The organism is Crenobacter cavernae, assembly GCF_003355495.1.
GTDB classification, from domain to species: Bacteria; Pseudomonadota; Gammaproteobacteria; order Burkholderiales; family Chromobacteriaceae; genus Crenobacter; species Crenobacter cavernae.
The window spans coordinates 3,073,680-3,092,348 of sequence record NZ_CP031337.1 but is presented as its reverse complement, the minus strand read 5'-3'; the positions used below and the strand labels follow the sequence as shown (position 1 = coordinate 3,092,348).

14 protein-coding genes are annotated in these 18,669 nt (G+C 65.9%); 9 read left to right on the top strand and 5 right to left on the bottom strand.

All coding sequences use genetic code 11. The features are described from left to right. The first annotated feature begins 54 nt into the window (after positions 1-54). From DWG20_RS14995 to DWG20_RS14955, 9 genes are all read left to right on the top strand, one after another. Positions 55-387, top strand: coding sequence for a tetratricopeptide repeat protein (locus tag DWG20_RS14995; RefSeq protein WP_115434550.1), 333 nt, complete (start codon positions 55-57; stop codon positions 385-387). Positions 388-497: 110 nt separating this feature from the next. Next, positions 498-1,463, top strand: a complete 966-nt coding sequence (locus tag DWG20_RS14990; RefSeq protein ID WP_181880941.1) for a beta/alpha barrel domain-containing protein — start codon at positions 498-500, stop codon at positions 1,461-1,463. Between the two features lie 159 nt (positions 1,464-1,622). Then, on the top strand, positions 1,623-1,988 hold the full coding sequence (locus tag DWG20_RS14985; RefSeq protein WP_115434548.1) for a hypothetical protein: 366 nt from the start codon (positions 1,623-1,625) through the stop codon (positions 1,986-1,988). 88 nt (positions 1,989-2,076) lie between these two features. Beyond that, positions 2,077-3,315 carry a TolC family protein gene (locus tag DWG20_RS14980; RefSeq protein ID WP_115434547.1) on the top strand — a complete coding sequence of 413 codons (1,239 nt, stop codon included), beginning with the start codon at positions 2,077-2,079 and terminating at the stop codon, positions 3,313-3,315. After that, on the top strand, positions 3,312-4,778 hold the full coding sequence (locus tag DWG20_RS14975; RefSeq protein ID WP_115434546.1) for an efflux RND transporter periplasmic adaptor subunit: 1,467 nt from the start codon (positions 3,312-3,314) through the stop codon (positions 4,776-4,778). The genes DWG20_RS14980 and DWG20_RS14975 overlap by 4 nt, the downstream gene beginning before the upstream one ends. Next, positions 4,775-7,909 carry an efflux RND transporter permease subunit gene (locus DWG20_RS14970; RefSeq protein ID WP_115434545.1) on the top strand — a complete coding sequence of 1,045 codons (3,135 nt, stop codon included), beginning with the start codon at positions 4,775-4,777 and terminating at the stop codon, positions 7,907-7,909. The genes DWG20_RS14975 and DWG20_RS14970 overlap by 4 nt, the downstream gene beginning before the upstream one ends. A 263-nt stretch (positions 7,910-8,172) precedes the next feature. Further along, on the top strand, positions 8,173-11,796 hold the full coding sequence (gene putA / locus DWG20_RS14965; protein ID WP_115434544.1) for a trifunctional transcriptional regulator/proline dehydrogenase/L-glutamate gamma-semialdehyde dehydrogenase: 3,624 nt from the start codon (positions 8,173-8,175) through the stop codon (positions 11,794-11,796). Positions 11,797-11,961: 165 nt separating this feature from the next. Next, positions 11,962-13,185, top strand: coding sequence for a branched-chain amino acid ABC transporter substrate-binding protein (locus tag DWG20_RS14960; protein ID WP_115434543.1), 1,224 nt, complete (start codon positions 11,962-11,964; stop codon positions 13,183-13,185). Between the two features lie 200 nt (positions 13,186-13,385). Next, entirely contained in the window at positions 13,386-14,405 is a 1,020-nt protein-coding gene (locus DWG20_RS14955) for an adenosine deaminase (protein WP_115434542.1), read from the top strand. Positions 14,406-14,484: 79 nt separating this feature from the next. On the opposite strand, the gene DWG20_RS14950 is transcribed toward DWG20_RS14955, so the two are convergent. The 5 genes from DWG20_RS14950 to DWG20_RS14930 all read right to left on the bottom strand — a co-directional run bounded on the left by DWG20_RS14950 (position 14,485) and on the right by DWG20_RS14930 (position 18,644). Next, on the bottom strand, positions 14,485-15,780 hold the full coding sequence (locus tag DWG20_RS14950) for an NCS2 family permease (protein ID WP_115434541.1): 1,296 nt from the start codon (positions 15,778-15,780) through the stop codon (positions 14,485-14,487). A gap of 262 nt (positions 15,781-16,042) precedes the next feature. Further along, positions 16,043-16,309, bottom strand: coding sequence for a GlsB/YeaQ/YmgE family stress response membrane protein (locus DWG20_RS14945; RefSeq protein WP_115434540.1), 267 nt, complete (start codon positions 16,307-16,309; stop codon positions 16,043-16,045). 88 nt (positions 16,310-16,397) lie between these two features. Continuing rightward, on the bottom strand, positions 16,398-16,979 hold the full coding sequence (locus DWG20_RS14940; RefSeq protein ID WP_115434539.1) for a DUF1415 domain-containing protein: 582 nt from the start codon (positions 16,977-16,979) through the stop codon (positions 16,398-16,400). Between the two features lie 17 nt (positions 16,980-16,996). Further along, positions 16,997-17,455: a YaiI/YqxD family protein gene (locus DWG20_RS14935; RefSeq protein ID WP_115434538.1), complete on the bottom strand. Its 459-nt coding sequence runs from the start codon at positions 17,453-17,455 to the stop codon at positions 16,997-16,999. Between the two features lie 100 nt (positions 17,456-17,555). Beyond that, positions 17,556-18,644, bottom strand: coding sequence for a polyamine ABC transporter substrate-binding protein (locus tag DWG20_RS14930; RefSeq protein ID WP_115434832.1), 1,089 nt, complete (start codon positions 18,642-18,644; stop codon positions 17,556-17,558). Positions 18,645-18,669: the final 25 nt, after the last annotated feature.

Here is an 18,669-nt window from a genome sequence, read left to right as displayed (position 1 = left end):
TTGGGCTCGGCCTGGGCTAGACTGACGGCCATTGCGAACATCGAGGAGGCATCCATGCAGGCGAGCCAGATCGACGCGCTGATGAAAATGGTCGGCGGGCCGCGCGACAACGCACTGCTGCGCTTCGCGATCGGCAACGCGCTGGTGTCGGCCGGCCGTTTCGCCGACGCGGTGCCGCACCTCGAACAGGCGGTCGCCTGGCAGGCCGACTACTCGGCTGCATGGAAGCTCTTGGGGCGTGCGTGCGCCGAGGCCGGCGACACGGCGGCGGCGATCGCCGCCTACCGGCGCGGGATAGAGGTCGCCGAAGCGCGAGGCGACGTGCAGGCGGCCAAGGAAATGCACGTGTTCCTGCGCCGGCTGGAGAAGGCGGCGGACGGTGGCTGATTTCTCGGCGCCGAGATTGTCATCGGAACTATTAAAGATTTATGCTGGCAGCCTCACGTCGGACGGCTGTTTTACCCTGTCCGAACCCACCCGTCGCCCAAGGAGCTTGCGTGCTGCTGCCCAGCGAAATCGAGGGCTTGTTCCGCGAAGACGCGCCCTACCAGGATCTGACCTGTCGCCTGCTCGGCGTGCGCCGCCAGAGCGCGCACCTGACCGTCGTGGCGCGCGACGGCGGGGTCGCGTCGGGGGTGGAGGCGGCGCTCGACTTGTTCGCCTACCTCGGGGTCAGGGCCGAAGCGAGGGTCGACGAAGGGGACGCGCTGTTGCCCGGTGCGACGCTGTTGACCGCCAGCGGCCCGGCGTCGGCGTTGCACCTGGCGGCACGCCAGGCGCTGAATCTCATTGAGCGGTTTTCCGGCATCGCGAGCAAGACGCGCACGCTGGTCGAGAGCGCGCAGCGCGTCAACCCGGAGCTGGTCGTCGCGCTGCCGCGTCAGGGCTTTCCCGGCACGCGCCGGCTCGCCGCTCAGGCGGTACTCGCCGGCGGCGGCCAGGCGCTGCGCCTCGGCCTGTCGGAAAGCATCGAGATCGGCCGCGAACACTGGCAGTTCGTCGGCGGCATCGAAGGCCTGTTGCCGCGCATCGCACGCCTGAAGCGCTCGGCCGGCGGCAAGCCGCTCACGCTGATCGCCGGCAGCGAGAGCGAGACGCTCAGGCTCGCGCGCGCCGAACCCGATTTCCTCGAACTGCCCTGTCTCCCGCTCTCGAAGTTGGCCGAGCTGTGCAAGTCGGTGCACCGGCTGTCGCCGCGCACGCGGCTCGCCTGCTGTGTGCCATCCGGCGACGCCGGCTGGGCGCGCTACGCGGCGTGCGGGCTCGACTGGCTGATCGTGCCCGACCTGATGCAGGCGCCGGCGCTGCCGGTATCGGCCAGCTGGTCGGTCGCGCAGCCACTGAGCCTCGGCCTCGGCGTCGCCGACAGCCTGATGCCGGCAGACACCGGCGCCTCACTCTTTTCCTTTCCGGCCGTTTCCTGTGCCGACGACCTCCCGGTCCTCCATTCGCTGGCGCGGTAAGCCGAGCGAGCTTGCATGCCTCTGCTCTCATCGGGAGCCGCCGGGCCGTTCCTTACGTACGGGATGGCGCATTCGCTCCTCAGACCCATCCCGGCCCATGCAGGGTCAGTCCCATCAATCCGGTGCAGGCGGCAAACGGATTGCCTATAATCGCCCACTATGAAGCTCCTGCGGCTGGCCCTCATCTTCCTGCTGACGCTGGCTATCCCTGCCATGGGAGCGCCGGCCGTCGTCATGATGATGCCCAGCCCCTGCCCGATGCAGCACGACATGACCATGGCGATGCCGGCGGATTGCTGCCAGATGGACGCGGACGGTAGCCAGGCCGGCCCGTCTGCGAAGGCCGAATCGTCCAGCCCGTGCAAGCCCGGGCAGGAATGCAAGATCGGCCATGTCTACTCGCCGGTGTTCGCGTCGGCCGGCGTCTGGCCCGTGTCTGCGACGCTGGCTGTCGTGGTTCATTCCGACGCGGTCGTCCTTTCCCGCGACCCGTCCGGCTGGTGGCGTCCCCCTCGCTCGCTCTGACTCCCATTCATTCGTTGCGCCCTTAGGCCTAGCCTTAGGGGTGTATGCGCGCGGTTTTCGCGCGCCGTCAAAAACATGGAGTTGGAGCATGTCCCCTCGCTGGATGCTTTGGACCCTGCCGTTGGCAGGGCTGGCCGGCCTCGTCCACGCCGCGCCGCTATCGTTCAACCGCACGCTCGAGATCGCCGAGCGGCAATCCCCCATCCTCGCGGCCAACGCCGCCCAGACCGGCGCCGCGCAGTCTACGGCTGTTCCCGCCGGCGCGTTGCCGGACCCTAAGCTCATCGCCGGGGTCGACAACTACCCGGTGTCCGGCATGGACGCCGGGCACCTGAAGCGCGATTTCATGACGATGCAGAAGATCGGTCTGATGCAGGAGTTCCCGAACCCGGCCAAGCGCCGGGCGCGGGAAGACGTCGCCTCGGCCAACGTCGACGTGGCCGAGGCGCAGCGCCGCATCGAGCGCCTGAAAGTGCGGCGAGAAACCGCGTTAGCCTGGCTCAACCGTTTCTACGTCGAACGCAAGGTCTCGCTGTATGACGAACTGGCGCGCGAGAACCGCGTGCTGGCCATCGCGGTGAAGGCCCAGATCGCGGCGGGGCGCGGCCAGATCGCCGATGCCGTGATGCCGAAGCAGGAAGCCGCCCAACTGGCGGACCGGAGTGATGAACTGCAGCGCGACATCGCCAAGGCCAGGGCAGATCTGCGTCGCTACGTCGGCGCCGAAGCGGACGAAGCGCTGGCGGGCGAGCCCCCCGCACTGCCGGTCGACGCGCAACGCTTCCGCGAACGGCTGGATCAACAAGCCGAACTGCATGCGTTCGGGTCCGCGATCCGCCGCGCCGAAGCCGAATTGCGCGAAGCCGACGCGATGAAGAAGCCGGACTGGGGCGTCGAACTGGCGTACCAGCGTCGCGCGCCGCAGTTCGGCAACATGGTTTCGGTGCAGTTCACCGTCGACCTTCCCGTCTCCCCGTCGACGCGTCAGGACCCGCTGATCGAAGCGAAGCGGCAGGAACTGGTGCGGATCGACGCCGAGCGCGAAGCCATGCGGCGTGAGCGTACCTTTGAGCTGGAAAACACCCTCGCCGAGCTGGCCGCCGTCACGCATCAGGTCGAGCGGGCCAGGCAGACCTCGCTGCCGCTCGCCCGCGAGAAGATCGATCTGCAAACCGCCAGTTACCAGGCCGGCAAGGGCGATCTGGCCGCGCTGCTGGCGGCACGCCGCGAGCTCATCGACCAGCGCCTGAAGGTGATCGACCTCGAGGGCCAGCGCGCCGCGCTCGCCGCCCGACTCCATTTCGCCTACGGGGAGACCGAACGATGAGAAAGAACACGATCAAGCTCGCGGTGCTGGTCGCCGTTGTGGCCGCGGCAAGCGGCGGGGCGGGCTATTGGGTCGCGGTACAGCGCGAGGCTCCGGCGCAGGAAGCCGGCGCAGGCCCCAAGGTGCTCTACTGGTACGACCCGATGGTGCCGAACCAGCACTTCGACAAGCCGGGCAAGTCGCCCTTCATGGACATGCTGCTGGTCCCGAAGTACGCCGACGAAGGCGGCGAAGCGGCCGGCGTCAAGATCGATCCTTCGGTGGTGCAGAACCTCGGCATCCGCTGGGCCACGGTGGAATTCGGCACCTTGGCCGACACCACCGACGTGGCGGCCACCGTGCAGCTCAACGAACGCCAGGTGGCGATCGTGCAGGCGCGTAGCGGCGGCTTCGTCGAGCGCGTCTATGCGCGCGCCCCTGGCGACGTGATCGCGCGCGGCGCGCCGATCGTAGATTTGTTGGTGCCGGACTGGGCCGGCGCGCAGCACGAATTCCTGGCGCTGCTGCGAACCGGCGACCCCTCGTTGGCACAGGCCGCCCGCGAGCGGTTGAAGTTGCTCGGCATGCCATCTGAGCTGATCGCCCGCGTCGAGAAGACCCGGCAAGCGCGTCCGGTGGTCACGATCTCGTCGCCGATTAGCGGCCTGATCCAGACCCTGGACGTACGCGCCGGCATGAGCGTCGGCCCGGGCGCGCCGCTGTTCAAGATCAACGGTCTCGAGACCGTCTGGCTGGAGGCCGCCCTGCCCGAAGCCCAGGCCGGACAGGTGGCGGCCAAGCAAGGGGTGGAAGCCCGCCTCGCCGCCTACCCGGGCGACGTCTTCAAGGGCAAGGTCGTCGCGGTGCTGCCGGAAATGAACGCCGAAAGCCGTACGCTGCGCGTACGGGTCGAACTGCCGAACCGTGACGGGCGGCTAAAGCCGGGGATGTTCGCCCAGGTTCGCCTCGACGCAGGCATCAGCCAGCCCGTGCTGTTGGTGCCGGCCGAGGCGGTGATCCGCACCGGCACCCGCAACGTGGTGCTGGTGGAGCTAGCCGGCGGCCGCTTCCAGCCGGTAGAAGTCCAACTCGGCAAAGAGGCCGGCGGCAAGGTCGCCGTGCTGAGCGGCCTCACCAAAGGCCAGAAGGTCGTCGCTTCCGGTCAGTTCCTGATCGACTCGGAGGCCAGTCTCAAGGGCGTGATGGCCCGCATGCAAGAGGGCTCGGCTGCGACATCGGGCGACAAGGCTACTGCGCTCTATGAAGCGGTAGGCAAGGTCGAATCGATCAAGGACGGTGAAATCACCCTCTCGCACGGCCCGGTCGCGTCGCTCGGCTGGGGGGCTATGACCATGCCGTTCAAGCTGGCGCGTCCCGACATGGCCGCTTCGCTCAAACCGGGCGATACGGTCGACTTCGGCTTCCGGCAGGGTGACGGCGGCTACGTCATCGAGAAGCTGGCGAAGAGCGGGAGCCGACCATGATCGAGAAACTTATCCGCTGGTCGGTAGCCAACCGCTTCCTGGTGTTGCTGGCCACCCTGTTCCTCGCCGTATGGGGCGTGTGGGCGGTCAAGACCACGCCGCTCGATGCGCTGCCGGACCTGTCCGACGTGCAGGTCATCATCCGTACGAGTCTCCCGGGCCAGGCGCCGCAGATCGTAGAGAATCAGGTGACCTACCCGCTGGCGACGACGATGCTGTCGGTGCCGGGTGCGAAGACGGTACGGGCCTACTCGTTCTTCGGCGACTCCTTCGTCTACGTGCTGTTCGAGGACGGGACCGACCTGTACTGGGCGCGCTCGCGCGTGCTCGAATACCTGAACCAGGTGCAGGGGCGCCTGCCGGCCTCGGCCAAGTCATCGCTGGGCCCGGACGCGACCGGCGTCGGCTGGGTCTACGAGTACGCGCTGGTCGACAAGACCGGCCGGCATGATCTTGCCCAATTGCGCAGCCTGCAGGACTGGTTCCTGAAGTTCGAGCTCAAGAGCCTGCCGGGCGTCGCCGAGGTCGCGACCGTCGGCGGCATGGTCAAGCAGTACCAAGTCATTCTCGACCCCTTGAAGCTGGCCGCCTACCGCATCCCGCAAGGCAAGGTGATCGACGCGATCAAGAAGGCCAACCAGGAGACCGGCGGCTCGGTGCTCGAGATGGCCGAGACCGAGTACATGGTGCGCGCCAGTGGCTACCTGAAGACGCTAGCCGACTTTAGCAACATCCCGCTGAATGTTTCGCAAACCGGCATCCCGGTGCGGCTGGGCGACGTCGCCACGGTGCAACTGGGGCCGGAGATGCGGCGCGGCATCGCCGAACTCGACGGCCAGGGTGAAACCGTCGGCGGCGTCGTGATATTGCGTAGCGGCAAGAACGCGCGCGAGACGATAGGCGCGGTCAAGACAAGGTTGGCCGAGCTGAAGAAGGGCCTGCCGCCGGGGGTGGAGATCGTGCCGACCTACGACCGCAGCCAGCTGATCGACCGCGCGATCGACAACCTCAGCCACAAGCTCGTCGAGGAGTTCATCGTGGTGGCGGTGGTCTGCGGTCTGTTCCTGTGGCACCTGCGCTCGGCGCTGGTCGCCATCGTGTCGCTGCCGCTCGGGATACTGATCGCGTTCGTCGTGATGCGCTTTCAGGGCGTCAACGCCAACATCATGTCGCTCGGCGGCATTGCGATCGCCATCGGCGCGATGGTCGACGCGGCGGTGGTGATGATCGAGAACGCGCACAAGCACATCGAGACCTGGCATGACCGGCATCCGGGCGAAACCTTGCACGGCGAAGCGCACTGGCGGGTGATGACCGAGGCGGCGGCCGAGGTCGGGCCGGCGCTGTTCTTTTCCTTGCTGATCATCACGCTGTCGTTCATCCCGGTGTTCACGCTGGAGGCGCAGGAGGGCCGGCTGTTCGGGCCGCTCGCGTTCACCAAGACCTACGCGATGGCCGCCGCGGCCGGACTGTCGGTCACGCTGATCCCGATCCTGATGGGCTACTGGATCCGCGGCCGCATCCCCGACGAGCACCAGAACCCGCTGAATCGCTGGCTGATCCGCGGCTACCGCCCGCTGCTCGACGCGGTGCTGCGCCGGCCGAAGGCGACGCTGGTCGTCGCCGGCCTGGTGCTGTTGACCACGATCTGGCCGGTCACCCGGCTCGGCGGCGAGTTCATGCCGCCGCTGGACGAGGGCGATCTGCTCTATATGCCGTCGGCGCTGCCCGGCCTGTCGGCGGCGAAGGCGTCCGAACTGCTGCAGCAGACCGACCGGCTGATCAAGACCGTGCCCGAGGTGCAAAGCGTGTTCGGCAAGGCCGGCCGAGCCGAAACCGCCACCGACCCGGCGCCGATCGAGATGTTCGAGACCACCATCCAGTTCAAGCCGCGCGATCAGTGGCGGCCGGGCATGACCCCTTCGATGCTGGTAGAAGAGCTCGACCGCGTGGTCAGGGTGCCGGGGCTGTCCAACATCTGGGTGCCGCCGATCCGCAACCGCATCGACATGCTGGCGACCGGCATCAAGAGCCCGATCGGGGTCAAGGTGTCGGGCACCGAGCTGGCCGCGATCGACCGCGTCGCGCAGCAGATCGAACGGGTGGCCAAAGGTGTGCCGGGCGTCAGTTCGGCGTTGGCCGAGCGCCTGACCGGCGGCCGCTACGTCGATGTGGACATCGATCGCGCCGCCGCCGCCCGCTACGGACTCAACATCGCCGACGTGCAGCAGGTCATTTCGTCGGCTATCGGCGGCGAGAACGTCGGCGAGACGGTAGAAGGTCTGGCGCGCTATCCGATCAACGTGCGCTATCCGCGCGAGATTCGCGACTCGCTCGACGGTCTGCGCAATCTGTCGATCCTGACCGACGCCGGCCAGCAGATCACGCTCGGCACCGTCGCGAATATACGAGTCAGCGACGGTCCGCCGATGCTCAAGAGCGAGAACGCGCGGCCTTCCGGTTGGGTGTATATAGACGTGCGAGACCGCGACCTCGCATCGGTCGTCGCCGACCTGCGCGCCGCCGTCGCGCAACAGGTGAAGCTCGAGCCGGGCATCGGCCTCGCCTACTCGGGGCAGTTCGAGTTCATGGAACGCGCCAACGCGCGGCTCAAGCTCGTCGTGCCGGCGACGCTGGTCATCATCTTCGTGCTGCTGTATCTGACCTTCCGACGTCTCGACGAGGCGGCGCTGATCATGGCGACCTTGCCGTTCGCGCTGGTAGGCGGCGTGTGGTTCCTGTATCTGGCGGGCTACAACCTGTCAGTGGCGACCGGCGTCGGCTTCATCGCGCTGGCCGGCGTGTCGGCCGAGTTCGGCGTGGTGATGCTGCTGTATCTGAAGCAGGCGGCGGCACAGAGGCAGGAACATGGGATGGCGCTGAGCGCGCATACGCTCGACCAGGCTATCCGCCAGGGCGCGGTGCTGCGCGTGCGGCCGAAGGCGATGACGGTGGCGGTGATCCTGGCCGGCCTCGTGCCTATCCTTTGGGGCAGCGGCGCCGGCTCCGAGGTGATGAGCCGCATCGCGGCGCCGATGGTCGGCGGCATGATCACCGCGCCGCTGCTGTCGATGTTTGTGATCCCCGCCGCGTACCGGCTGATGCACGGCCGGCGCCGGGCCGCTTCATGATGGTTTGACTCCCTCCCGGCGATGTCCCGCAAGGCATCGCCAACTTGAGTGCTCCGCTCGACTAAAAAGAAAGGGCGCCGCCATGTTGGCGCCGGTCGCTTCGTATCCCCGATGCCGGGAAAACCCCTTGTCGCATTTCTGCGTTCAGGACCTGATTTGAGGGAGTAGATATTTTATATTGTCAGACAATATATTTTCTTCAATGTTAAGATGCGCGCCATGATCGCCCCATGACGGGGCCTGTCTTTGCTGGAGCCGATTCCATGACTTTCGAGCCTTTCGCCCACGCGCAGTCCGAGCTGCGCGACGCCATCACCGCCGCCTACCGTCTGGACGAACGCGACTGCGTCCGCGCGCTGCTGCCGCAGGCGGCCCTGCCCGCCGATCAGGTCGCCGCCATCCAGGACCTGGCGCGCCGTCTGGTGTCGCAGGTGCGCCGCGAGCGCACCAAGTCGAGCGGCGTCGACGCGCTGATGCACGAGTTCTCGCTGGCGAGCGAGGAGGGCGTCGCGCTGATGTGTCTCGCCGAGGCGCTGCTGCGCATCCCCGACCGCGAAACCGCCGACAAGCTGATCCGCGACAAGATTTCGCGCGGCGACTGGAGGTCGCACCTGGGCAATAGCGCGTCCTTGTTCGTCAACGCGGCGGCATGGGGCTTGCTCGTCACCGGCAAGCTGGTGTCGTCGGCGAGTGAGAAGGGCTTGTCGAGCGCGCTGACGCGGCTGATCGCCAAGGGCGGCGAGCCGCTGATCCGCAAGGGCGTGGACCTCGCGATGCGCATGCTCGGCAAACAGTTCGTGACCGGCGAGACGATCGAGGAGGCGCTCGCCAACGGCCGCGAACGCGAGGCGCGCGGCTACCGCTTCAGCTATGACATGCTCGGCGAGGCGGCGATGACCGAGGCCGACGCGCAGCGCTATCTGAAAGACTACGAGACCGCGATCCACGCGATCGGCCGCGCGTCGAATGGCCGCGGCGTCTACGAAGGGCCGGGCATTTCGGTCAAGCTGTCGGCGATCCACCCGCGCTACGCGCGCGCCAAGCACGAGCGCGTGATGACCGAGCTGTTGCCGCGCCTGAAGCAGCTGTTCTTGTTGGCCCGCCAGTACGGCATCGGCCTGAATATCGACGCCGAAGAGGCCGACCGGCTCGAGCTGTCCTTGGATCTCGTCGCCGAGATCGCGCGCGACCCGCAACTGGCCGGTTTCAAGGGCATCGGCGTCGTCGTGCAGGCCTACCAGAAACGCTGCCCCTACGTGATCGACTACCTGGTAGACCTGGCGCGCGCTACCCACAACCGCTTCATGGTGCGCCTGGTGAAGGGCGCGTACTGGGACGCCGAGATCAAGCGCGCGCAGGTCGACGGCCTCGACGGCTACCCGGTCTACACGCGCAAGGTGTACACCGACGTCGCTTACCTCGCGTGCTCGAAGAAGCTGCTGGCCGCGCAGGACGCGATCTACCCGCAGTTCGCCACGCACAACGCGCACACGCTGGCGGCGGTCTACCAGATGGCCCAGGGCAAGGATTACGAATTCCAGTGCCTGCACGGCATGGGCGAGACCTTGTACGACCAGGTGGTCGGCTCGGCCAACCTTAACAAGCCGTGCCGCATCTACGCGCCGGTCGGCTCGCACGAGACGCTGCTGGCCTACCTCGTGCGCCGCCTGCTCGAGAACGGCGCCAACAGTTCGTTCGTCAACCGCATCGTCGACGAGTCGGTGTCGATCGACGAACTCGTCGCCGACCCGGTCGCCGAGACGATAGCGCTCGACGGCGTGCCGCACGCCAAGATCCCACTGCCGGTCGACCTGTACGGCGGCGTGCGCCTCAATTCGGCCGGCATTGACCTCTCCAACGAACAGGTCCTCTCGCGGCTGCAGCAAGACCTGCTCGTCTCGCAGGAGACGGTGTGGCGCGCGGTGCCGATGCTGGCCGAGCGCGACGTCGAACACGGCGAGGTTCAAGCGGTGCTGAACCCGGCCAACCGGCACGACATCGTCGGCGAGGTGATCGAGGCCAGCGCCGCCGACGTCGAGGCGGCGCTCGCCGCCGCGCACGACGCCGCCGACGAATGGGCGGCGACGCCGGTCGACGAGCGCGCCGACTGTCTCGAGCGTATGGCCGACCTGATGGAAGAACGGATGGGCGTGCTGATGGGCATCGCGGTGCGCGAGGCCGGCAAGACGCTGCCGAACGCGATCTCCGAAGTGCGCGAGGCGGTCGACTTCTGCCGCTACTACGCGTCGCAGGTGCGCGTGAATTTCGACAACGTGTCGCAGCCGGCGATCGGCCCGGTCGTCGCGATCAGCCCGTGGAACTTCCCGCTCGCCATCTTCATCGGCGAGGTGTCGGCCGCGCTCGCCGCCGGCAACCCGGTGCTGGCCAAGCCGGCCGAGCAGACCGCGCTGATCGCCGCCGAGGCGGTGCGCCTGTTCCACGAGGCCGGCGTGCCGCGCGCGGTGCTGCAGTTCATGCCGGGCCGCGGCGAGACCGTCGGCGCCGCGCTGACGCGCGATGCGCGCGTCAAAGGCGTGATCTTCACCGGTTCGACCGAGGTCGCGCAGATCATCAATAAAACGTTGGCCGAGCGCGACACCGACACCGTGCTGATCGCCGAGACCGGCGGCCAGAACGTGATGATCGTCGATTCCTCGTCACTGCCCGAGCAGGTGGTCGCCGACGTGTTGAGCTCGGCGTTCGACTCGGCCGGCCAGCGCTGCTCGGCACTCAGGGTGCTTTATCTTCAATCGGACATCGCCGACAAGGTGGTCGAGATGATCGAGGGTGCAATGGACGAGCTGGCCGTCGGCAACCCGGCGCGTCTGGCTACCGACGTCGGCCCGGTGATCGACGCCGAGGCGCGCCAGAACCTGATGAACCACATCGACGCGATGAAGGGCGTCGCGAAACGCTGCCACCAGGCCGCGCTGACCACCGAGTGCGCAGACGGCACCTTCGTGCCGCCGACGCTGTTCGAGATCGACCACATCGGCCGGCTCAAGCGCGAGGTGTTCGGCCCGGTGCTGCACGTGATCCGTTTCGACGCGAGCGAGCTGGACCGCGTGATCGACGAGGTCAACAGCAGCGGCTACGGCCTGACGCACGGCGTGCACAGCCGCATCGACGAAACGATCGACGCGATCGTGTCGCGCGTCGCCGCCGGCAACGTCTACGTCAACCGCAACATCGTCGGCGCTGTCGTCGGCGTGCAGCCATTCGGCGGCGAAGGGCTGTCGGGTAGCGGCCCGAAGGCTGGCGGTCCGTTCTATCTCTACCGTCTCTCCGGCGCCGGGGAATGGCACCCATCGCTGAAGGCGCGCCGCAGCGAAGTCAAGTTGCCGGCGCTCGAAAGCTTGGCCGAGCTCCTGCCGCGCCTGCCGTTGACGCCCGAAACGCAGCACCGGCTCGCTCGCCAACTGGCGCAGGCGCGTGCTGCATCGCCGCTCTGGGACGACGTCGAACTGCCCGGTCCGACCGGCGAAAACAACTCGCTGCGCTTCGCGCCGCGCGGTGCCGTCGGCTGCCTCGCGTCGAACGACGCCGCGCTGGTTGCGATGCTGATCGCCGCCTTCGCCACCGGCAACAAGGCGGTACTGGCCGACGGCGGAATCTCGTCTACGCTTAAGGCGGGTCTTGGCGCCGCGGTTTCCGTCGCGCCGGATCTGGCCTCCGCCGACATCGCCGTACTGCTGTTCGACGGCGTGGCGGCCGAGGCCGCCGCCTTGCGGCAGCGCCTGGCCACGCGTGAGGGTGCGCTGGTGTCCCTCGTCACCGCGAACGACGAGGGCGAATGGAATCTGCATCGTCTGATCGTCGAGCGTGCTGTCAGCGTGAACACCACCGCGGCGGGCGGCAACGCCAGCCTGATGAGTCTGGAAGCGTAAGCCTGGACCGCCCCGGGATGCGGGTAGTCCCGGGGCGGGGCGGCTTGCCATCGCGTCACGGCGTTGAAATAATGTTTGCTACGTTTACCAAACGTGGTCGGAACCTGCCCGGAACAAGCTTGACGGGCGGGAAAAAAGCAAGTCTGCAAACATCAGAGGGAAACCATGCAATTGACCAAACTCACGACGCTGTCCGTCGCGGTAGCCGCCGCCCTGGCGATCTCGGCCTGCGGTAAAAAAGAAGAAGCGCCGGCCGGCGGTCAGGCCTCGAACGTCGAAGCTGGCGCTCAGGTGGTGAAGATCGGCTTCGCCGCGCCGCTCACCGGCCCGCAAGCCCACTACGGCGAGGAATACAAGAATGGCGTGACGCTCGCCATCGAAGACGCCAACGCCGAGAAACCGAGCATCGACGGCAAGCCTGTCGCTTTTGAACTGGTCGCCGAAGACGACCAGGCCGACCCGAAGACCGCGACCCAGCTCGCGCAGAAATTCGTCGACCAGAAGGTGAACGGCATCATCGGTCACTTCAACTCGGGCACCTCGATCCCGGCGTCCAAGATCTACTCCGACGCCGGCATCCCGATGATCGCGATGGCGACGTCGCCGGTGTTCACCTCGCAAGGCTACAAGACCACCTTCCGTTCGATGACGTCCGACACCCAGCAAGGCTCGGTGATGGGGCGTTTCGTCGTCGACAAGCTCGGCGCCAAGAACATCGTGATCGTCGACGACCGTACCGCCTACGGTCAGGGTCTGGCCGACGAGTTCGAGAAGGCGGTGAAGGCCGCCGGCGGCAACGTCGTGAAACGTGAATTCACCAACGACAAGGCGACCGACTTCGCCGCGATCCTGACCTCGATCAAGGGCGTCAACCCGGACGTCATCTTCTACGGCGGCGCCGATTCGCAGTCCGCCCCGATGGCCAAGCAGATGAAGCGCCTGGGCCTGAAGGCGCCGCTGGTGTCGGGCGAGATGACCAAGACCCCGAACTTCCTGAAGCTGGCCGGCAAGGAAGGTGACGGCACGATCGCTTCGCTGGCCGGCCTGCCTCTCGAGCAGATGCCCAAAGGCAAGGACTATGAGAGCCGCTACAAGTCGCGCTTCAATATGGATGTGGCGACCTACTCGCCGTACGGTTACGATGCGACCCGCGCGATGATCGACGCGATGAAACAGGCCAACTCGTCCGATCCGGCCAAGTATTTGCCGGTGCTCGCCAAGATCAACTACACCGGCGTGACCTCGTCCAGCTGGGCCTACGACGATAAGGGCGACCTGAAGGACGGCGACATCACCGTTTACAAGGTGGAAAACGGCGAGTGGAAAGTGCTCCAGACCATGGGCGGCGGCGCTGCACCGGCGGCTGCCGGCGCTTCGGCCGCTCAATAAGCTGCTGATTTTCGGCCCTGGCCGAAGTTCGACGGCGCAAGCGTTGCTTGCGCCGTTTTTTTCATTGCCAAGCCCAGGCAGGGCTCGACAAAAGTGCCGAAAACGGGTCCACAATAGCTGAGGCGCCATAGCGCCTTGTCTGGGCAAGAGGGACGGGCACCACCCGCAAGGCCGAAACCCAGAACAAGAAGGAGAAAAGCATGACGCAGCAAGAAGCCCTGATCCGCGCTCTGCCCAAGGTGGAGCTCCATCTGCACATCGAGGGCTCGCTGGAGCCGGAGATGATGTTCGAGCTGGCGCGCCGCAACGGCATCAAGCTGCCGTACGACAGCGTGGAGGCGGTGCGCGAGGCGTACGACTTCGACAACCTGCAGTCCTTCCTCGACCTGTATTACGCCGGCGCCGGCGTGCTGATCACCGAGCAGGACTTCTATGACCTGACGTGGGCCTATCTCAAGCGTTGCGAAGCCGACAAGGTGGTGCACACGGAAATATTTTTCGACCCGCAAACGCATACCGACCGCGGTATCGCGTTCGAGACGGTGCTGAACGGCATCCGGCGCGCGTTGAAAGACGGCAACGAGCAATTGCGGATCAGCTCGAAGCTGATCATGTCCTTCCTGCGCCACCTGTCAGAAGAAGAGGGTTTCAAGACGCTGGAGATGGCGCGTCCTTACCTCGAGCAGATCGACGGCGTCGGTCTCGATTCGAGCGAGGTCGGTCACCCGCCGTCCAAGTTCGAGCGCCTGTTCGCCGAATGCAAGGCGCTCGGCCTGCCGCGCGTCGCTCACGCCGGCGAGGAGGGCCCGCCCGAGTATGTGTGGGAGGCGATCAAGCTTCTGGACGTGTGCCGCATCGACCACGGGGTACGCGCGCTCGAGGACGAGAAACTGGTAGAAAGCTTGGCCGAGACCCGCCTGCCGCTGACCGTCTGCCCCTACTCCAACGTCAAGCTCAAGGTGTTCGATCGACTAGCCGACCACAATCTGCGCGATCTCTTGGCCAAGGGTCTGTGCGCGACGGTCAACTCGGACGATCCGGCCTACTTCGGCGGCTACGTGCAGGAGAACTATCTGGGCTGTGCGCGAGAACTGAAGCTGTCCGTCGAGGAAATCCTGCAACTGGTGAAGAACGGCTTCGAGGCGTGCTGGCTGGAAGAGGGCGAGCGCGGCTGGTGGATGGGCGAGTGCGACATCATCGCCGAGAAATTCATCGCCTGAGATCGTCGACAGGCGAATAAAAAAAGCTCTTCACGGCGATGCGTGAAGAGCTTTTTTGCGGCTCGGCCAACATGCCGAGCTATTCGCCGGCGAAGAAGGCGTAGCGGATCAGGAACAGCACGGCGATGGTCCAGGCCGCCGGGTGGACTTCCTTCGCGCGGCCGGTGAACAGTTTCAGGACGGCGTAGGTGATGAAGCCGAACGCGAGGCCGTTGGCGATCGAGTAGGTGAACGGCATCGCCAGCACGGCCAGCGCGGCGGGGGTCGCTTCGGTGATGTCACCCCACTCCACTTCAAGCAGTTCGTGCAGCATCAGGCCTGCGACGTACAAGAGTGCGGGCGCGGTCGCGTAAGCCGGCACGGAGCCCGCGAGTGGCGACAGGAACAGCGCGGCCAGAAAGAGTACGGCGATGGTCAGCGCCGTCAGCCCGGTTCGGCCGCCGGCCTGCACGCCCGAGGCGCTCTCGATATAGGCGGTCGTGCTGCTGGTGCCGAGCAGCGAGCCGAGGAAGATAGCGATGCTGTCGCCGAACAGCGCACGGCCGAGCCCCTTGTAGCGGTCGCCTTCGAGCAGGCCGGCGCGGCGCGCCACGCCCATCAGCGTACCGGTGGCGTCGAACACCTCGACGAGCACGAACACCAGAATCACCTGCAGGAGGCCGCCACTTAGAGCGCTGGTGATATCCAGCTTCAGGAAGGTGGGTTCGAGGCTAGGCGGCATCGAGAATATCCCAGTGAACTGGTTGTAGCCCAGCACCATACTGAGGACGGTTACGGCGATGATGCCGATCAGGATGGCTCCGCGCACCCGCATGGCGTCGAGTACGGCGATCAGGAAAAATCCGAAGATGGCCATCAGCGCCTGAGGCGAATGCAGATTGCCGAGGCCGACCTTGGTCGCGGGGTTGGCGACGACGATGCCGGCGTTGCCGAGTGCGATGATCGCGAGGAAGAGGCCGATACCTGCACCGATTGCACAGCGCAGCGACTTGGGGACGCCGGCGATCAGCCACGATCGCGCGCCGGTGATGGTCAGCACGATGAAGATGCAGCCCGAGATGAAGACCGCGCCCAAGGCCTGCTGCCAGGTGTAGCCCATCGCGCCGACCACGGTGAAGGCGAAGAAGGCGTTCAGTCCCATGCCCGGCGCCATGCCGATCGGCCAGTTCGCGACGAAGGCCATGATCAGAGAGCCCGTCGCCGCCGCCAGGCAAGTCGCGACGAAGACCGCGTTCTTGTCCATGCCGGTGGTCCCGAGGATGGTCGGGTTCACGAAGATGATGTAGGCCATCGTCAGGAAGGTGGTGACGCCCGCGATGATCTCGGTGCGGGTGTTGGTATCGTGTTCCTGCAGCTTGAAGATCCTGTCCAGCATGTCGGTTCTCCTCGTGGCGTGATGCTTTTATTTTGTGTAATCAGCGTCTTGGTGGCACAAATTACTTTTTCATAAGAAGAATTATATGTGGGCGATTTCAGTCTGCCGGACGGTATGGGGGCTGGCTGGAAGAAATCAGGGTTTTACCTAGAGATATTGAGAGGGCGGGATGGCGCGCTTGGCCCCCGGGGCCAGCCAAGGCACGGATCCAAGAAAATAGCCTGCCGAGCGGCAGGCTATTTTCTTGATGACAGCGTTCGCGCTATTTGAATACGCCGACGAGCTTGAGCAGGAAGATCAGTACGACCGCGCCGAGCACGCCGAACAGCAGACCCGTGAGCGAGGACGCGCCGGCGGCGCCCGCCGAACCGATGCCGAGCACGTCGGCGAACAGCCAGCGGCCGAGCGCCGCGCCGACGACGCCGACGAGGATGTTGGCGATGATGCCCTGCTGAGCGTCGGTGTTCATGATCTTGCTGGCCAGCCAGCCTATGAGGCCGCCGACGATGATCGTGAGGATCCAGCCCATGCTGTGCTCCTTGTCATGCGTTAGGGGTTTTTCTCAACCGTAGGCAATGAATCGGAATTAGGCCAGCAGACCGGGGGCCGTGCGGCGTTCAGTGCTTCTTCTGGCCGATGCCGAGCGCGTTCCAGCCGTCGTGGCCGAGCTTCTTTAGCGTTTCGATATTGCGCTCGTAGATGTCGCCGGCGTCGGGGAAGGCCTCGACCGCGCGTTCGATGCTGTCCTCGCGCAGAAGGTGCAGCGTGGGGAAGGGCGCCCGGTTGCTGAAGTTCTCGATGTCGTCCGCTTCGGTGCCTTCGAACTGGTAGTCGGGATGGAAGCTCGCCACCTGCAGGATGCCGTCGAGCTCGAGTTCCTCGACGACCGCGTCGGCGATGTCGAGAAAATCGTTGTAGTCGAGGAAGTCAGACAGCGCCCACGGGTGGATCAGCAAGGTAGTGTCGATCGCGTCGGGACTGGCCTCGGCCAGGGTTTCCAGTTCGATAGTGAGCTCTTCCAGCAGCGTGTCGATGTTCTTGGCGTGGCTGACGACGTAGCGGATCTGTTTCTTGACGTGGACCGCCTTGGCGAACGGGCAGAGATTCAGGCCGATCACGGCTTTTTCCAGCCATTGACGGGTGATGTCGACGACGGTTTCGTCTTGCGATGCATCGTCTTGTGCGGGGGCTTGGTACATGGTGGCCTTTCGTGTGATCAGGGACGGCGCGCCGCGAGACGGGTCAAGAGCCGGTCGAGCTGGTTGGCGAAAGCCTGGCGGTCGGCCTGGCTGATCGCCGCCGGGCCGCCGGTGTCGACGCCGGAATCGCGCAGCCCGGTCATGAAGTTGCGCATCGTCAACAGCGATGCGATGTTGTCGGCGCTGAACAGTTCGCCGCGCGGGCTCAGCGCCAGCGCGCCCTTGTCGACGACCGCGGCGGCGAGCGGGATGTCGGCGGTGATCACTAGGTCGCCTGCTTCGACCGCCTGTGCGATGTGCTTGTCGGCGACGTCGAAGCCGGCCGGTACCTGCACCGCGCGGATATGCGCCGACGGCGGCACCCGCAAGAGCTGGTTGGCGACGAGTACGGTCGCGATGCGGGTGCGTTCGGCGACGCGGAACAGCGTTTCCTTGATCACCTTCGGGCAGGCGTCGGCGTCGACCCAGATATGCATGGTGGAATCCTGAAATGGCAAGGCCGGCGCGCGAGAGGCGTGCCGGCCTTGCCATTGTAACGGATCGCCTGCCGACGATTCGGCCCAACGTTGGCCGAGCCTACTTGCGCGTCTTGACCCCGGTCCACAGCCGCGTTTGCAGCCGCTGCAGCGCGGCGTCGGCAGGCGGTTGCAGGAAGCTCGCTTTCAGCATCGCCGGCGGCAGCGTGCGCGTCGGGTCGTCCTTTGCCGATTGTGGCAGCCGCGCCTCGGCCAAGCTATTCGGCGTGGTCGCGGTGACCGCCTCAGCGATCTTGACCGCGACGTCGGGGCGCAACAGGTAGTCGATGAAGCGGTGCGCGTTGGCGGCGTTGGGCGCGTCGCGCGGGATCACCAGGCTCTCGATGCCTATCATCACGCCACGCGAAGGCGCGAGCGTCTTCAGCCTCACCGGCGGCCTGGCGTCGGCGGCGCGCCGTTTGGCGATGTTGAGGTCGCTGCCGTAGCCCATCACCAGGCACAGGCTGCCCTTGGCGAATTCGTTGACGTAGCCCGACGACGAGAAGCGCGTGATCGACGGCCGCACCTTGTCGCGGTAGAGCGCCGCCGCGGCGCGCCAGTCGGCCGGGTCGGTGCTCTTCGGCGACTTGCCGAGGTAGTGCATGGCGATCAACAGCGATTCGGACGGCGTGTCGAGCACCGACACGCCGCAGGACTTCAGCTTCGACACGTATTGCGGGTCGAACAGCAGGTCCCACTCGTTGGCCGGCATCGGCAGTTGGCCTAGCGCCGCCTTCACCTTGTCGACGTTGACGCCGAGCGTGATCGTCGACACCAGGTAGGGGATGGCATAGGCGTTGCCCGGGTCGAATTCGGCCATCGCCTCGAGGATGTCGGGCTTGAGGTTGCCGTAGTTCTTGAGTTTGCCCTTGTCGAGCTTCTGGTAGACGCCGGCGGGGATCTGCCGCGCGAGGAAACCGTTGGACGGCACGACGAGGTCGTAGCTCGAATGGCCGGTCAGCATCTTCGCCTGCAGGATCTCGTTCGAGTCGAACAGGTCGTAGCGCACCTTGATGCCGGTCTCCTTCTCGAAGTTCTTCACCGTGTCCGGCGCGATGTAGTCCGACCAATTGTAGACGTTGAGCACCGCGTCGGAATGGGCGAAGCCAGGCAGCGCACAGAAGACGGCGGCGAGCACACGCGTTTTCATCTTGATCTCCTTCAAACGGCGGCGG

Coding starts and splice junctions, on each gene's coding strand:
- DWG20_RS14970 (WP_115434545.1), top strand. CDS start 4,775: ATGATCGAGAAACTTATCCGCTGGTCGGTAGCCAACCGCTTCCTGGTG.
- DWG20_RS14980 (WP_115434547.1), top strand. CDS start 2,077: ATGTCCCCTCGCTGGATGCTTTGGACCCTGCCGTTGGCAGGGCTGGCC.
- DWG20_RS14975 (WP_115434546.1), top strand. CDS start 3,312: ATGAGAAAGAACACGATCAAGCTCGCGGTGCTGGTCGCCGTTGTGGCC.
- DWG20_RS14950 (WP_115434541.1), bottom strand. CDS start 15,780: ATGCTGGACAGGATCTTCAAGCTGCAGGAACACGATACCAACACCCGC.
- DWG20_RS14930 (WP_115434832.1), bottom strand. CDS start 18,644: ATGAAAACGCGTGTGCTCGCCGCCGTCTTCTGTGCGCTGCCTGGCTTC.
- DWG20_RS14940 (WP_115434539.1), bottom strand. CDS start 16,979: ATGTACCAAGCCCCCGCACAAGACGATGCATCGCAAGACGAAACCGTC.
- DWG20_RS14955 (WP_115434542.1), top strand. CDS start 13,386: ATGACGCAGCAAGAAGCCCTGATCCGCGCTCTGCCCAAGGTGGAGCTC.
- DWG20_RS14995 (WP_115434550.1), top strand. CDS start 55: ATGCAGGCGAGCCAGATCGACGCGCTGATGAAAATGGTCGGCGGGCCG.
- DWG20_RS14960 (WP_115434543.1), top strand. CDS start 11,962: ATGCAATTGACCAAACTCACGACGCTGTCCGTCGCGGTAGCCGCCGCC.
- DWG20_RS14935 (WP_115434538.1), bottom strand. CDS start 17,455: ATGCATATCTGGGTCGACGCCGACGCCTGCCCGAAGGTGATCAAGGAA.
- DWG20_RS14985 (WP_115434548.1), top strand. CDS start 1,623: ATGAAGCTCCTGCGGCTGGCCCTCATCTTCCTGCTGACGCTGGCTATC.
- putA (WP_115434544.1), top strand. CDS start 8,173: ATGACTTTCGAGCCTTTCGCCCACGCGCAGTCCGAGCTGCGCGACGCC.
- DWG20_RS14945 (WP_115434540.1), bottom strand. CDS start 16,309: ATGGGCTGGATCCTCACGATCATCGTCGGCGGCCTCATAGGCTGGCTG.